The 12,527-nt window shown below is 60.2% G+C and carries 13 protein-coding genes and 1 pseudogene; 5 read left to right on the top strand and 9 right to left on the bottom strand.

Annotated elements, in window-relative coordinates:
* The first annotated feature begins 116 nt into the window (after window positions 1-116).
* Entirely contained in the window at window positions 117-569 is a 453-nt protein-coding gene (gene mntR / locus ABM428_RS17315) for a manganese-binding transcriptional regulator MntR (RefSeq protein WP_353628630.1), read from the top strand.
* Window positions 570-691: 122 nt separating this feature from the next.
* On the opposite strand, the pseudogene ABM428_RS17310 reads toward mntR, so the two are convergent.
* Window positions 692-1,093, bottom strand: a pseudogene (locus ABM428_RS17310) (IS5/IS1182 family transposase); the annotation flags it as partial.
* Between the two features lie 248 nt (window positions 1,094-1,341).
* Here ABM428_RS17310 and ABM428_RS17305 point away from each other — a divergent pair.
* Window positions 1,342-2,007 carry a L,D-transpeptidase gene (locus ABM428_RS17305; RefSeq protein ID WP_026155629.1) on the top strand — a complete coding sequence of 222 codons (666 nt, stop codon included), beginning with the start codon at window positions 1,342-1,344 and terminating at the stop codon, window positions 2,005-2,007.
* A 25-nt stretch (window positions 2,008-2,032) separates the two neighbouring features.
* On the opposite strand, the gene ABM428_RS17300 is transcribed toward ABM428_RS17305, so the two are convergent.
* A complete protein-coding gene (locus tag ABM428_RS17300) occupies window positions 2,033-2,317 on the bottom strand; it encodes a hypothetical protein (RefSeq protein ID WP_071974144.1) in 285 nt (94 codons plus the stop codon).
* A gap of 182 nt (window positions 2,318-2,499) precedes the next feature.
* Between ABM428_RS17300 and ABM428_RS17295 the strand changes: the two genes are divergently transcribed.
* The 3 genes from ABM428_RS17295 to ABM428_RS17285 all read left to right on the top strand — a co-directional run bounded on the left by ABM428_RS17295 (window position 2,500) and on the right by ABM428_RS17285 (window position 5,871).
* Entirely contained in the window at window positions 2,500-4,854 is a 2,355-nt protein-coding gene (locus ABM428_RS17295; RefSeq protein WP_353628629.1) for a cation-translocating P-type ATPase, read from the top strand.
* 34 nt (window positions 4,855-4,888) lie between these two features.
* On the top strand, window positions 4,889-5,176 hold the full coding sequence (locus ABM428_RS17290; protein WP_037941812.1) for a zf-TFIIB domain-containing protein: 288 nt from the start codon (window positions 4,889-4,891) through the stop codon (window positions 5,174-5,176).
* Between the two features lie 182 nt (window positions 5,177-5,358).
* Window positions 5,359-5,871 carry a murein L,D-transpeptidase family protein gene (locus ABM428_RS17285; RefSeq protein WP_289085204.1) on the top strand — a complete coding sequence of 171 codons (513 nt, stop codon included), beginning with the start codon at window positions 5,359-5,361 and terminating at the stop codon, window positions 5,869-5,871.
* Window positions 5,872-6,090: 219 nt separating this feature from the next.
* Here ABM428_RS17285 and ABM428_RS17280 read toward each other — a convergent pair whose 3' ends face one another.
* The 7 genes from ABM428_RS17280 to ABM428_RS17250 are packed head-to-tail and all read right to left on the bottom strand — an operon-like array spanning window position 6,091 to window position 12,526.
* Window positions 6,091-7,092, bottom strand: a complete 1,002-nt coding sequence (locus ABM428_RS17280; RefSeq protein WP_289085205.1) for a cytochrome c oxidase assembly protein — start codon at window positions 7,090-7,092, stop codon at window positions 6,091-6,093.
* Window positions 7,089-9,026 (bottom strand): penicillin acylase family protein, encoded by a 1,938-nt coding sequence (locus ABM428_RS17275; protein ID WP_353628628.1) that lies wholly within the window; start codon window positions 9,024-9,026, stop codon window positions 7,089-7,091. The genes ABM428_RS17280 and ABM428_RS17275 overlap by 4 nt, the downstream gene beginning before the upstream one ends.
* Before the next feature lie 24 nt (window positions 9,027-9,050).
* Entirely contained in the window at window positions 9,051-9,218 is a 168-nt protein-coding gene (locus tag ABM428_RS17270) for a hypothetical protein (protein ID WP_174226640.1), read from the bottom strand.
* Window positions 9,209-10,822: an apolipoprotein N-acyltransferase gene (gene lnt / locus ABM428_RS17265; protein ID WP_348291648.1), complete on the bottom strand. Its 1,614-nt coding sequence runs from the start codon at window positions 10,820-10,822 to the stop codon at window positions 9,209-9,211. The genes ABM428_RS17270 and lnt overlap by 10 nt, the downstream gene beginning before the upstream one ends.
* Entirely contained in the window at window positions 10,789-11,247 is a 459-nt protein-coding gene (gene lspA / locus ABM428_RS17260) for a signal peptidase II (RefSeq protein WP_037941767.1), read from the bottom strand. The genes lnt and lspA overlap by 34 nt, the downstream gene beginning before the upstream one ends.
* A gap of 28 nt (window positions 11,248-11,275) precedes the next feature.
* Entirely contained in the window at window positions 11,276-12,058 is a 783-nt protein-coding gene (locus ABM428_RS17255) for a ZIP family metal transporter (protein ID WP_037941766.1), read from the bottom strand.
* A gap of 12 nt (window positions 12,059-12,070) precedes the next feature.
* A complete protein-coding gene (locus ABM428_RS17250; RefSeq protein WP_037941765.1) occupies window positions 12,071-12,526 on the bottom strand; it encodes a DUF411 domain-containing protein in 456 nt (151 codons plus the stop codon).
* Window position 12,527: the final 1 nt, after the last annotated feature.

The raw sequence follows: 12,527 nt of genomic DNA, 5'->3' as shown, positions 1-12,527 counted from the left end.
GGACGTTGTCCCCTCAGATAGCACGCAGGCCAAAGTCCCGGCGCAAAAAGTTAGCTTCGGCTAATAATCATCTCTTAGGCTTTACGAGTCAATCCCGATCGTGCGAGGGTGACGGCATGACGGATGATGAGAACCTTGATTCAACCGAGGCAGAGGCACGTGCGGTCGAATTCCGCGCCGAGGCCTTCATCGGTGTGCGCGAAGCGCGGCGCAGCGAAGTGGCGGAAGATTATGTCGAACTGATCGCCGAGCTGATCCACCAGAACGGCGAGGCCCGGCCGGTCGATATCGCGACACGGATGGGCGTGACTGCGCCGACGGTCGCAAAAACACTTGGCCGTCTGGCGCGGGACGGCTTGATCACCCGTGCGAAATATCGCTCGGTATTTCTGACCGAGGAAGGCCGGGCGCTCGCCAAGAAATGCAGGCACCGCCACGAGATCGTCTTGCGGTTTCTCCTGAGCCTCGGGCTCGACCCCGAGACGGCTGAACGCGATGCCGAAGGCATCGAGCACCATGTCAGCGAACGGACGCTTGCGCTGTTCGCGGCGTTTTCCCAGCGGTCATAGTCGGGTGGTTGCCGTTGAAGTAAGCGGGTTGACCTTAGACTTTAACCTACCAATTGAGGGGTCCTCGAGGCAATGTTCTACAAATAGGCTGATAGGCGGTGTTAACCATTCTCCGGACGGACTTATTCCAAAGCTTCTGTGACGGGGATGCCAAGGGCGGTGTAGCTGTTGACGACTGCTAAGCGGAACTGAAGCTTCGCACCATGGCGGCCAAAGTCCGACGCGATGAGCGGCTGGCCAAGCAGTTTCACACATTGCATCTTCGTCTCGTCTCGTCTCGTCTCGTCTCGTCTCGTCTCGGCTTCGGCGGGGATATCCGCTCCATTGTCGCTAGAGCGCGCAGCCCAGATACTGCGATGCCCGTATGGCCTAATTACGAGCCGCCGCTACAGCTATGATCTCCATCCAAGCTTTGCGTTCTAACGGGGCGAAATAACGGAATGAGAGCCGGAGCCAGAGATGGCATCGTAGCATTTGCGAGTGGCGTAAGTTCCCTGTGCCGTGACGTTCCCGATCTCATGGTCGCGATATCGAAGCCGCTGTGCCTAAATTTCCAGACAATCTGCGACTTAACGAATTGTCGCTGCGCAACTTCGGACCAGGTATCGTGCGAGCAGTTTTCTCCTCCCAAGCAAACTGGAAACTGCAAGGATCGCATGTTTACTCACGAAAATTTGCCCTTGAACCTCTAGCCACTAGAAGTCCTATCTGTTCAAGGAGAACACATACCGTTCTTGCCATCAATCGCCGGTGAGAACCGAAAGGGTACGAAATGCTGACAAGACGACACTTCATTCAGACAACAACGGCGCTTTTTTCGGTGACCGGTCCCGGTATGGCTTTTGCCGACACTTGGCCCACCGAGGCTCAGAAGGCTGAATGGGACGCACAGGTGACGCCTCAGGGTTATGTTGCCGAGACTTCCAACCCATGGGGATTGCACCCGCGGTTCCTACCGCAACGTGTGGTCGCGAAGGCCGGTCTCGTGCCGGGAGATATCCATGTCGACGCGGTCGCACGATATCTTTACCACATTGAAGAGGGTGGAACCGCGATGCGCTACGGCGTGGCCATCGCGCGGGGGAACCTCTACGAGCCGGGTGTCTATACCATCAAGCGCAAGGTCAGGTGGCCGCACTGGCAACCGACACAGAGCATGATAAATCGCGACCCCGAACTTTATGCTGACATTGCCGATGGCATGGAACCGGGACCGGAAAACGCGCTTGGATCGAGGGCGCTGTATCTCTACGTCGGGGATCGCGATACCCTTTTGCGCATCCATGGCACTCCGAGCCCACGGAGTATCGGTGGCCGCGCAAGTTCGGGCTGCGTACGGATGGTCATGGCTCATATCAATGATCTTTACCCGAACGTCGAGACCGGCTCTACGGCCTATCTTTACTCGGCGGAGGACAGCGTGACTGCCCGCAGCTAAGCCAAGCAGCGGACGGCAAACGCAATTAAGTTTCGCGAGGGGTGCAGATACGATTGCCGTTCGCCGTGCGCAGCGGCAGCAAGGTTGTTTCTACGGGGCCGCTGTGTTTGTACCAGTAGCACCCGTCTTCCGGTACCAAGCGCGCAGTTGCAACATCCTGATCCGGGGCAGCCATTGCAATCACGGCTTCGGGAACGTTGCCCCCCTGTTTTGCCGCGTCGCCCGGTCCAGTCGGCTGGACTGCGCACCCGGCCGTGAGCGACAGCGCCACTGCAACCATCATTTTTTGCTTCAGAATCAAAACCCGCATTAAGTTTCCTTTCGTGACTGTTTTTCTTTGCAGCGGCTGTTCATGCCTCAAGGCGTGATAGAGCCAGTCACCGCATCCTCTAGCAATAAAACAATCTGAAATACCACCGTATTTTGCTCTTGAAGCTCTAGCCACTGTAGGGGCTATGTCATGGTAAAGCACCCGAATCCAGAGGTCCATTCATGCCGTCCGACACCCATCGTCACGACCACGATCACGCCGAAGATGCCCAGACAAGCGGCGGCAGCTGCTGCGGGAGCGCCGGAACGTGCGGCGACACCGTTCCGGCGACCCCCGCGCCAGCGGGCGGGCGCAGTTTTCAGGTGTCCGGCCTCGATTGCGCCGAGGAGGTAGCAATCCTGAACAAGGTGGTCGGCCCGAAGATCGGCGGGGCCGAACATCTTGCGTTCGACGTGATCAATGGACGGATGACTATTCTCGACAGCGCCAAGAGTGTATCGAACGGCGAAATTGCAGAACTGGTCGCAAGCACCGGCATGACCGCCAAGCCTTGGGATGCCGAAAACGCGTCGGTCGACCAGGCGGCCCATCTTGCACGCCAGCGGCTGTTTACGGCGCTCAGCGGCGGCTTCTGGGCCGCGGGATTTCTGTGGCACATCATCGAGACCGGCATGGGGGGGGCACTCGGCCTCTTCGCAGGGCACGGCGAAGCGCCGATGCCACTGGTCGAGGCAGGGTTATTCGCGGTTGCGATCCTGTTCGGTGTTTGGCTCGTGGCGCCCAAGGCATGGTCGTCCGCACGGCGGCTGTCGCCCGACATGAACCTGCTCATGGTCATCGCAGTCGCGGGTGCAATTAGCCTCGGCGAATTTTTCGAGGCGGCGACGGTTGCGTTCTTCTTCTCGCTCTCGCTTTTCCTCGAAAGCTGGAGCGTCGGGCGTGCGAGGAATGCGGTTTCAGCTCTGCTGGACCTGGCGCCGCCGACGGCAAGAATTCTTTATGATGACGGTTCGGAAGCGGACGTACCGGCTTCCGCGGTTGCTATCAACGCACGTTTCGTCGTGCGCGGCGGAGACCGCATCCCATTGGATGGTGAGGTTGTCGATGGGGCAGGGGCCGTCGATCAGGCGCCAATCACCGGAGAGAGTGCGCTGGTCCCAAAGGAACGGGGCGACGAAGTCTATGCCGGTACGATCAACGGCGAAGGCACACTGACGGTGCGCGCCACGAAGGCCGCCTCGGACACCGTATTGGCCAAGATCATCCGCATGGTCGGTGACGCCCATGCCCGCCGCGCGCCGGTGGAGCAGTGGGTGGCGAAATTCGCCCGCATCTATACGCCTATCGTCATGGCTCTCGCCATTGCAATTGCCCTGCTGCCGCCGCTCATTTTCGGGGGGGCCTGGGATTATTGGTTCTACAATGCACTCGTGCTGCTGGTGATCGCTTGCCCATGCGCTCTGGTCATCTCGACACCGGTCTCCATCGTCGCTGCACTCACCGCCTCAGCGCGGGCCGGGGTGCTGATCAAGGGCGGTGCATATGTTGAGGCACCGGGCAAGACCACTGCACTGGCCATGGACAAGACCGGCACGATCACCATGGGCGAGCCCGAGGTGGCGGCGGTGCATCCGCTGGGCAAAGCATCGGCGCAAGATCTGATGACCCTCGCCGCTGGGCTGGAGGCACGTTCCTCGCATCCCTTGGCGCGCGCCATTCTTGCGCGGGCAGAAGCCGACGGCATCAAGGTATCCGCCGCGGAAGATACCCGAACCGTTCCGGGCAGGGGACTTGAAGGACGCACAGACGGCCGGTCGATCTGGCTGGGGTCGGACCGGTTTGCCGAGGAGAAGGGTTTCGGCGACGCCATTCCGAAGGATTTGCGCGACCGCATCGAAGGGGCTGGCAGCACCCTTGTTGCCGTGGGCGACGACACCGGTGTCACCGGCATCTTGGAATTGCGCGACCGTATCCGCCCGGATGCCAAAGGCATCGTGGCGCAGCTTCACGCGCAGGGTGTGAAGACCATCGTCATGCTGACCGGTGATAACGAGCGGACAGCGCGCGCTGTTGCAGCCGAGGTCGGCATCGACGAGGTCCGTGCCGAGCTTCTGCCCGAAGACAAGGTGACAGCCATCGAAGAACTGGTCGAAACGCATGACATGGTGGCCATGATCGGCGACGGGGTGAACGACGCCCCCGCCATGGCGCGCGCGCATTACGCCATCGCGATGGGTGCTGTTGGTTCGGACGCGGCAATCGAGACGGCGGATATTGCCCTGATGACCGACGACCTCGGCAAGGTGCCTTGGCTGATCGGTCATTCGCGCCGGACAATGTCGATTATCCATCAGAACATCGGTATTTCCTTGGCGACCAAGGGCGTTTTCGTTGTCGCTACCGCGTTCGGACTGGCATCGATGTGGGGCGCTATTGCAGCCGACGTAGGAGTGTCATTGCTGGTGGTGGCCAACGCCCTGCGCCTGCTTAACAGCCAAGAGGCCAAGGCGCCGCCGTCCGGCGGTGAACAGGTTGGCGAAGGCTTGGCCAAAGGGGCGCTGGCACATGGTCATTGAACTGGGAGAACGCGGAAAGGAGCCGAGACGGGACATGAGCGTGAAGGGCAGGATGATGTGTCCGGTTTGCGAGGTGCCCTTGAGTATGACAGAACGCCAGGGGATCGAGATCGACTTTTGTCCCGATTGCCGGGGTGTCTGGCTCGACCGAGGCGAACTGGACAAGATCATCGAGCGTTCGGCACCCGATGTGGCGCCTCAGCGGGTGCCTGAGCCGCGCGGCTACAACGATGATCGAGGCTACCGGCGCGGAAAACACGGCGGCGGCGACGGCAAGCACGGCTATCGCCGCAAATCCTGGCTTCACGAGTTGTTCGATTAAGGCCTGCCGTGGCCTCCCTGCCGGTCGCCCTCAAGGCGCTGCGGTAGGCCCGCAAGGCATTCAGCGGTGAGCAGGTTGGTCCAGCGATGGCAAAGGCCGCGCTTGCCCACGGACATTGATCACGCAGCATTTGCAAGGTAATGTAGTGTCCATATCAGCCCTCACGAAAGAGGCATCGAGCAGTGAAAACCATCCGATTTCCCCGCCGCGCCGTCCTGCTGGGCGGGTTGGCAGCGTTTTTGTCTGGCTGTGCCAGCAAGTTCCGCAGCTATGGCGGACCCGAGGTGACCCGTGTTCGGCTTTACAAGGGGCAGCGTTTGCTTGTTCTGGACGGAGCCGATCGCGTATTGCAAACCTATCCGGTCGGGCTGGGTTTCGCTCCTGAGGGTCACAAGCAATTCGAGGGAGACGGCCGGACCCCGGAGGGCACCTACATAGTAGATAAGCGCAACCCTGAAAGTACGTATCATCTTTCAGTTGGTATCTCTTATCCGAACGAGGCCGACATCGCCTTTGCCGAAGCGCAGGGCCTTTCCCCCGGCGGCGACATCTTCATCCATGGTGGTCCACGCCCGGGCATCGACCCAACGGACGTCCGCGACTGGACAGCTGGCTGCATCGCGGTCACAGATCGGCAGATCGAGGAAATCTATGCAATGGTGAAGGACGGAACACCGATCGACATCTACGCCTGATGGGAGGAGATGATCTTCCGTCAGATCAGGCAAATCGTCGGCACAGGGCCACGTTGATCGCTTCGATGGCGATCACGGCCAAAGTGACGCTCGCCGCCGTGGGCCAGCGCAAGCACCCGGTACGCGTAAGGACACTACAATATGTGTCCAGCCGTGGCAGTGGCGAAACAGGCGGGCCCTAGCGGAGAAGAATACGTCTGGTCTCATGTCGAATTCAATCTATCCGAGGGCATAGACGATGGTCACGACGGTAATCATGACAACCATGAACATGGAGGATGCGCCAAGGGCGAGCGTACGGCCCATGTCCCGGTTCGGCTTCTCTACTTTCAGACGCAGTTCCTCCGCGGTTTCCGGAAACTCGAGCGCCGCCGCATTCGATTGGCGCATCAGGTCGTAGCGGGACGTCCAGCGCCGTTCCTCCGCCGCGTTCCAGCCGTTCAGCACCAGAATGATTGCCACGATGAGAACCATCGACGACGGGACCCAGATTACGTAGCCACCGATTGTCTCGTCAGCTAGGGCGCGAAGTCGACCACCGCTCGCTGCGATGATTTCTGATCCATAGAGGGGCACCTCCTTGAGCGTTGTCAGGGAGCCCAGAAAGATGTTGGAAACGATCACCACGAACCCTGACATCAGCCGAGCACCGCGCCGCGCTCCTTCAGGTGGATCGCGCAGATCGAACAGCAAAGCAAAGTACCAAAGCCCAGCCAGCACCATAGACAGATGTGCCAGCGCTTCCATCGCCGCAATACGTTGTGTAAGGGCGTAAATCATCGGGATCTGCCAGACGAAAAGCGCACCAATCAACAAGGAGGTGGCAGATGCAGGAAGCGCCAAGAATCGCGGGATGCGCGCACGCCCAATCGCGGCAAGGCGTCGGCGCCATTCCCTTTTCAATCCAGCTTGAAGGCCAAGCCAGGGCTGAGAAACCGCGATAAGAAGCGGTCCTACCAGTCGCAGAAGAAGATGCTCGACCTGATGTACCGAAAACAGACTGTGCCCCAATGGCGCGAGCGGCCCATTCGTCGCGACTAGGACGGCCGCGAGGCCGGCAAAGAAGGCGGTTCGACGCCAACCAGAAACCCTTCCGAGACAGCGAGCGTGTATTTTGAGCCCACGCAAAAACAGCCATGCTGTAAGACCGACGACAATGAGCGACACCGGTGACAGCACATAGCCGAAAGGGTCGTATAGGAATAAGAAGTTCGTGATCATTCGCTCTGGCCCTCGCTCATCCGAGGGTTGTCGGAGGTAGCTGGTGTGAGCCGCGAGATCCCGGAAGCGCCGCCACGGGCCAGTGACAGATCGGTCGACATGGCGAGGTATTCGCCTTGTATCCACGAGGGAAAGAGATTGTCGTAGAATCGAGATAGCGGATGTCCCGACTGTCCGGCGGGCGAGATGTAGTATGATCCCGCTGCTTCCGATATCGACATGACCGCCTGAAAATTGCTTCCGGCACTCACAAGGAATGGACGGTCTTCTACGACACCAAATGATGTTAAGAATTGCGTAAACGGATCGCCTGAAATCGGCGCTTGAAGGGACAGCAGGTTGGTCAGCAACCGACGCGAACTGATCGGCGACCACTGCATGTCCAATCTATGCTCTTCCCCCCAGGTCCACGTCGAGGGATCGCGCCCATATCGATCGACCAGCCAGCCAAGGGCATCATCCAGGGCCACGCGAACCTGCTCCTCGCATGTCTCGCGAGGTGAGGATAGGCGGATGTCACACCAGATCGCGCTACCGCGACGATCGCTGAGTACCGCAAAAAGAAAGTTCGAGTTCGGACGGGTCCAGAGTTGCTCCGCTGTCGGAAACTCGTCCTTCAAAATGCGCTGCTGCAAAGCCCGGACCCAGGTCCAGAACAGCAGAGGTTCCGGTGAATAGCGATCCATTTCGCCATTCCACGACGCAAGCCTGTCCAGTAGCTCACGACGAAGGCTGTCCGCATCGGTGCCTTCGGTGCTGTCTCTGGACTGCACAAACCAAAGCTCTTTCGCCATCAGGGGCAGGAGGGTTCGCGCCACGGAACTTACGGTGTCCCTTTGAACACCGATGGCGCCTTCCGTCGAGAAGATCGATTGCCGCGCTTCAAGCTCCGCCAGTCGAATGTCGCGAAAAGACGACGCCCGAACGGCCTCCGCTCTTGGCCATCGGGCAACGGTCTCTCGGTCAATGGCCAATGCCTCCATGCCCTTCGGCAACATGTCTGCGGCAACTCCGATGGCATCGGTCGCGTCGGCCGAACGCGCGAACAGCTCCAGCATCGTCAGGAAACCTGCCGCCTGCACGGGTGACGGCCCCCTTGGTGCCTCCTCGTCTGGCACGGGAAATGACCGGAAGGCCCAGGCGACGCGCGTATTGCGACCGACAATAACGAAAGGTACGCCCGGCATTGTGGCCCCTATGGTCGGCCCTGTCGAAAATTGAAGATCTGCGAGATACCATTCCGAGGGAAGCGACAGGGAACCGCTGGTATCGGCGGCTAGAATTGGCGTTCCGGTCGCTGTTCGGTCGCCGTCCATCGCCCATGCATCAAGGCGCTGCTCCGGATCAGTCGCAAACAGTTCGGGCACTCTCAGGCGATCCGCCGGTATAATGGCACCTGATATACTCGGCATTCCTTCCCGTGCGCTTCCCGGTCGCAGGCCATTCAGGAAAGACCGGGCAATCCTCAGGCTATCGCCGGGTGTCCAGGCCGCGATCGACCGTTCGTCTGCGATCAGCAGCTCCGGAGAGCCTCTGCCACGCCCGCCTTCTGACACAAGCTCGAGCCACGCATTGACGCCCGCGGCATAGGACGCGAGCGCGTCTGAGACCGCTGGCGCAACGGACAATGTCTCATCGGATGGCCACGAAGCTTCCGCTTTTCGCCTTGCCCTTAACAGTTGACCGAGCCTGTCTTGGGCGTGAACGAAGCCGATCGCGAAGTAGACATCTGCAGCGGAAGTTGCGGAGATGTGCGGGACTGCCGAAGAATCTCGCAGAATGTCGACCGGTCCGCCTAAGCCTGCGACCGTGAAGTCCTCGTCGTAGTCGGGAACGGATGCGCTCAGCAGAAAATAGACCAACCCGGAACCAACCGATACCGTGATGCAGATTGCCAGAAACCCGTACAGCAATATGTTGAAAAGCCGTCTCATGTCGGTGCTGTTTCGAAACCTTTCTTAAAAAAAGATGCGCAAGAGGACCACCGATATGAAATAGGTGAGAAGACCGAAGGCGATCGCCGAACTTGCCGCATACTGGAGGATATCCAGCCGGTTTCCTTTTCGGTGTCGCGCCAGATATCCACCCCAGATCGCACCCGCGACAATGCCCGCGATTACCAGCATGACTTTTTCTCCGTTCTTGTTCTCTTGTTGCACCGGTGTGTGCCGACCAGATCTGCAGCCAGTCCCACGGCCCAAGTAGTGAAGATGAGAGCCAGCAGCGCCCAGTCGCCGAAGCGCGCATAGAGGGTTGACGGATGAGCAGAGGGCAGAGCCGCATCTATGACACCGGTTTCTCCGTTGCCGAGCCGCGCGACGAGGTCACCGTTTGCGTCGATGATCGCGGAGATCCCTGTGTTTGCGGCCCGGACGATGGGAAGCCCTTCCTCGACAGCGCGCATGCGTGCGGAGGCGAGGTGCTGCTCCGGTCCAATTCTGGTTCCGAACCAAGCATCGTTGGTCGCGTTGAAAATCCAGTCCGGCCGGAACAGGTCGTCGACCACATGCCCTGGGAAGATGATCTCATAGCAGATCGCCACGGCGACCAGCGGCACACCCGGAAGCGCAAGCGTTCGTGGGCCTGGTCCGGGCGTAAAGTCGCCCAGCCCCGCCGTGAGCCGCTCGATCGGCAACCAGCCGCGGAATGGCACATATTCGCCGAAGGGTACGAGATGGTGTTTCGCGTATCCGGTCAGGATCTCGCCGGTCTCGTCAAATGCCTGAACCGTGTTGAAATATTGGATCCCATCCTCACTCCGTACACGGTCCGGCACCCCGGTGAGCAGCACGCTGCCTTCCGGTAGCGCAGCGGCAATGCGGGCCTGCGCCTCCGTATCCTCATCGAGGAAACCCGGAAAGGCGGTTTCCGGCCAGAGAAGAACGTCGAAATCGCCGCGCCGGGTTGAAAGCTCAAGATAGCGCGCGAAGGTCGCCTCGCGGTTCTCGGGCGCCCATTTCTCCTCTTGTGGAATGTTGCCCTGGACGATGCGCAAATCGACACCGGGTGGCTGTTGTGCATCCGACTGGAGGCGAAGCGTGCCGACAGCCCACATCGTCGCTATGCCGGCCAGCGCCATGAGCGAAATGGTCAATCGTTGCCGCCCGGACGCCATGGCAGCCGCGCCGGGGAGTACCGCAACGAACACGGTGAGAAAGCTTAACCCATAGCTTCCGACCCAGGCGGTGGGCTGGCGAAAAGCGGCGTAATCGACCAGAGCGTAGCTGGCGAGGTTCCACGGAAGTCCTGTCAAAACGTGACCTCGCAACCACTCGGCAGCGGTCCAGGAGGTCGCGAACAGGAGGCAGGCCAAGAGACTGCCCATGGCTCCGCGCCGCGCGATTTCGGCAAAAAGCGCGGCGGCAATGGCTGGGAAAATCGCGAGACCTGCGGACAATCCCGCGACCGCCGGGATCGCCATCGTCCCAAACCGCTCGGCCTCGACGTAGAAACTTTCCGCGATCCACGAAATCCCGAAACCGAACTGGCCAAGACCAAACGCCCAGCCGACGAGGAAAGCGCGCCCGAAGGAGAGATCGCGAAGACCGACAAACAACGCGGAATAGGCAATGGGAACAAGCAAGAGAAGCGAGAAAGGCGGGAAAGTCAGAACGGTCAGCGCCCCGGCGACGAAACCAAGCGTCATCCGCGAAAGAAAACGGTGGCGCAGAGCGATGCGGTTCAGAATTTCCGGCTTCACGACTTGATCGAACGCCGCGCGCTGATCCATGCCGCGGCGAGCAAGAGCCCCACGCCACTGACGACAAATACATCGGCCAAGTTGAAGGCAGGCCAATGTGTTGTGCCAATGTAGAAATCGAGAAAGTCTGTTACAGCCCGATACCGCACACGATCGATGACATTGCCCAGGGCTCCGCCAATGATCGCGCCATAGGCAAGTGTTTCGACCGCATTTTCGGCGCGAAACAGCATAACCCCTAGCCAAACACAGATGGCAAGAGCGAGAGCGATTAGGCTCCACCACGGAGCGCCGCCCAGCATTCCGAAAGTCACGCCGTCATTACGATAAAAGACGAGGTTGAATCCCGGAAACACGGAAATCCCGGCGCTTAAAGTGGCGGCATTCGCAACAACAATGGCTTTGGTGATCTGATCAATCGCGAACGCAGCAAGTGCTGCGAAGACGCCGATCATCGGAGATACCTTGTTTAGTGACATTGCCTCATCCCAACCAGACATCAAGGAACAGCATCAGAACGAGCCCGACTGCGAGACCGAGCGTCGCCCTGTTCTGATGGCCGCTGCGATGGGTTTCGGGGATGATTTCGTGGCTGATGACGTAGAGCATCGCTCCCGCGGCAAAGGCCAGTCCCCATGGAAGCAGCGGTTCCGACAGTGTGATGATCCCGGCCCCGAACAGGCCGCCAATCGGCTCGACCATGCCCGTTAGCGCCGCGATGCTCCAGGCGCGCAGCTTCGGATATCCCTCGCCCAGCAGAGATACAGCAACGGCCAATCCTTCGGGCGCATTCTGAAGCCCGATGCCGACAGCAAGCGGCAGACCGCCCTCTATACCTCCGGATCCGAAGCCGACCCCGACCGCGAGGCCTTCGGGGAAGTTGTGGATCGTGATCGCGATGATGAACAGCCAGACCCGCCGCAGAGACGCCGCTTCGGGCCCTTCGCGTCCTGTCTTGAAGTGCTCGTGCGGCAGCTTTTCGTTCATCAGCGCGACAGCCCCCATGCCCAGAAGGATCGAGACGCATACGATGGCCGCAGGCATCGCGCCGTTTTCGAATATTGGCTCTGCCGCATCCAATGCCGGGATGATCAGCGAAAAGAACGAGGCTGACAGCATGACACCGGCGGCGAAGCCGAGCGACAGATCGCGCGTGGCCCGAGACGGGATGCGCCCGAACAGCACGGGAGCTGCTCCGACTGCTGTGAGCGAACCGGCGGCGAGACTTCCGAGAAAGCCGAGCGTTATCGGAGACAGATTTTCCATGGGCGGGCCAGATTATCCTTCGGCGTAGCTCGAAAAGACTTCCGTCGACCCGTCCTTGCGGATGAGGAAGACATCATAGGCCTCGCGGTCGTCTTCTGGCCCCATGCCGGGCGAGCCGTAGGGCATCCCCGGAACGGCGAGGCCGACGGCGTCCGGGCGCTCCTCGCGAAGGCGGCGGATGTCAGCGGCTGGGACATGGCCTTCGATCACGTAGCCATCAATGAGCGCGGTGTGGCAGGAGACCATGCGCTGCGGCACGCCGTTGTCGAGCTTGAAGCGAACCAGCGCCCCACCGAACATGTTCTCGCCCTTCGGCGCAAACCCGTTTTCTTCGAGATGGTTCATCCACGAGAGGCAGCAGCCGCAACCGTTCGTCTTGCGGACGTCGATCGCCGTTGCCTCTGCGAGGGCCTGTGCCGCCGGGAACAGGGCGAGCGTGATGGCAAGAGCTTGGGTCATACGTTTCATG

It is taken from the genome of Sulfitobacter sp. TCYB15, from assembly GCF_040435955.1.
GTDB classification, from domain to species: Bacteria; Pseudomonadota; Alphaproteobacteria; order Rhodobacterales; family Rhodobacteraceae; genus Sulfitobacter; species Sulfitobacter pontiacus.
The sequence above is the reverse complement of the archived record's forward strand: the minus strand, read 5'-3'. Positions and strand labels throughout refer to the sequence as shown.

Excerpts from the sequence above, each read along its gene's own strand:
- ABM428_RS17300 (WP_071974144.1), bottom strand. The coding sequence starts at position 2,317 with ATGCGGGTTTTGATTCTGAAGCAAAAAATGATGGTTGCAGTGGCGCTG.
- ABM428_RS17305 (WP_026155629.1), top strand. The coding sequence starts at position 1,342 with ATGCTGACAAGACGACACTTCATTCAGACAACAACGGCGCTTTTTTCG.
- lnt (WP_348291648.1), bottom strand. The coding sequence starts at position 10,822 with ATGGATCAGCGCGCGGCGTTCGATCAAGTCGTGAAGCCGGAAATTCTG.
- ABM428_RS17275 (WP_353628628.1), bottom strand. The coding sequence starts at position 9,026 with ATGAGACGGCTTTTCAACATATTGCTGTACGGGTTTCTGGCAATCTGC.
- ABM428_RS17290 (WP_037941812.1), top strand. The coding sequence starts at position 4,889 with ATGAGCGTGAAGGGCAGGATGATGTGTCCGGTTTGCGAGGTGCCCTTG.
- ABM428_RS17280 (WP_289085205.1), bottom strand. The coding sequence starts at position 7,092 with ATGATCACGAACTTCTTATTCCTATACGACCCTTTCGGCTATGTGCTG.
- lspA (WP_037941767.1), bottom strand. The coding sequence starts at position 11,247 with ATGATCGGCGTCTTCGCAGCACTTGCTGCGTTCGCGATTGATCAGATC.
- mntR (WP_353628630.1), top strand. The coding sequence starts at position 117 with ATGACGGATGATGAGAACCTTGATTCAACCGAGGCAGAGGCACGTGCG.
- ABM428_RS17255 (WP_037941766.1), bottom strand. The coding sequence starts at position 12,058 with ATGGAAAATCTGTCTCCGATAACGCTCGGCTTTCTCGGAAGTCTCGCC.
- ABM428_RS17270 (WP_174226640.1), bottom strand. The coding sequence starts at position 9,218 with ATGCTGGTAATCGCGGGCATTGTCGCGGGTGCGATCTGGGGTGGATAT.
- ABM428_RS17250 (WP_037941765.1), bottom strand. The coding sequence starts at position 12,526 with ATGAAACGTATGACCCAAGCTCTTGCCATCACGCTCGCCCTGTTCCCG.
- ABM428_RS17295 (WP_353628629.1), top strand. The coding sequence starts at position 2,500 with ATGCCGTCCGACACCCATCGTCACGACCACGATCACGCCGAAGATGCC.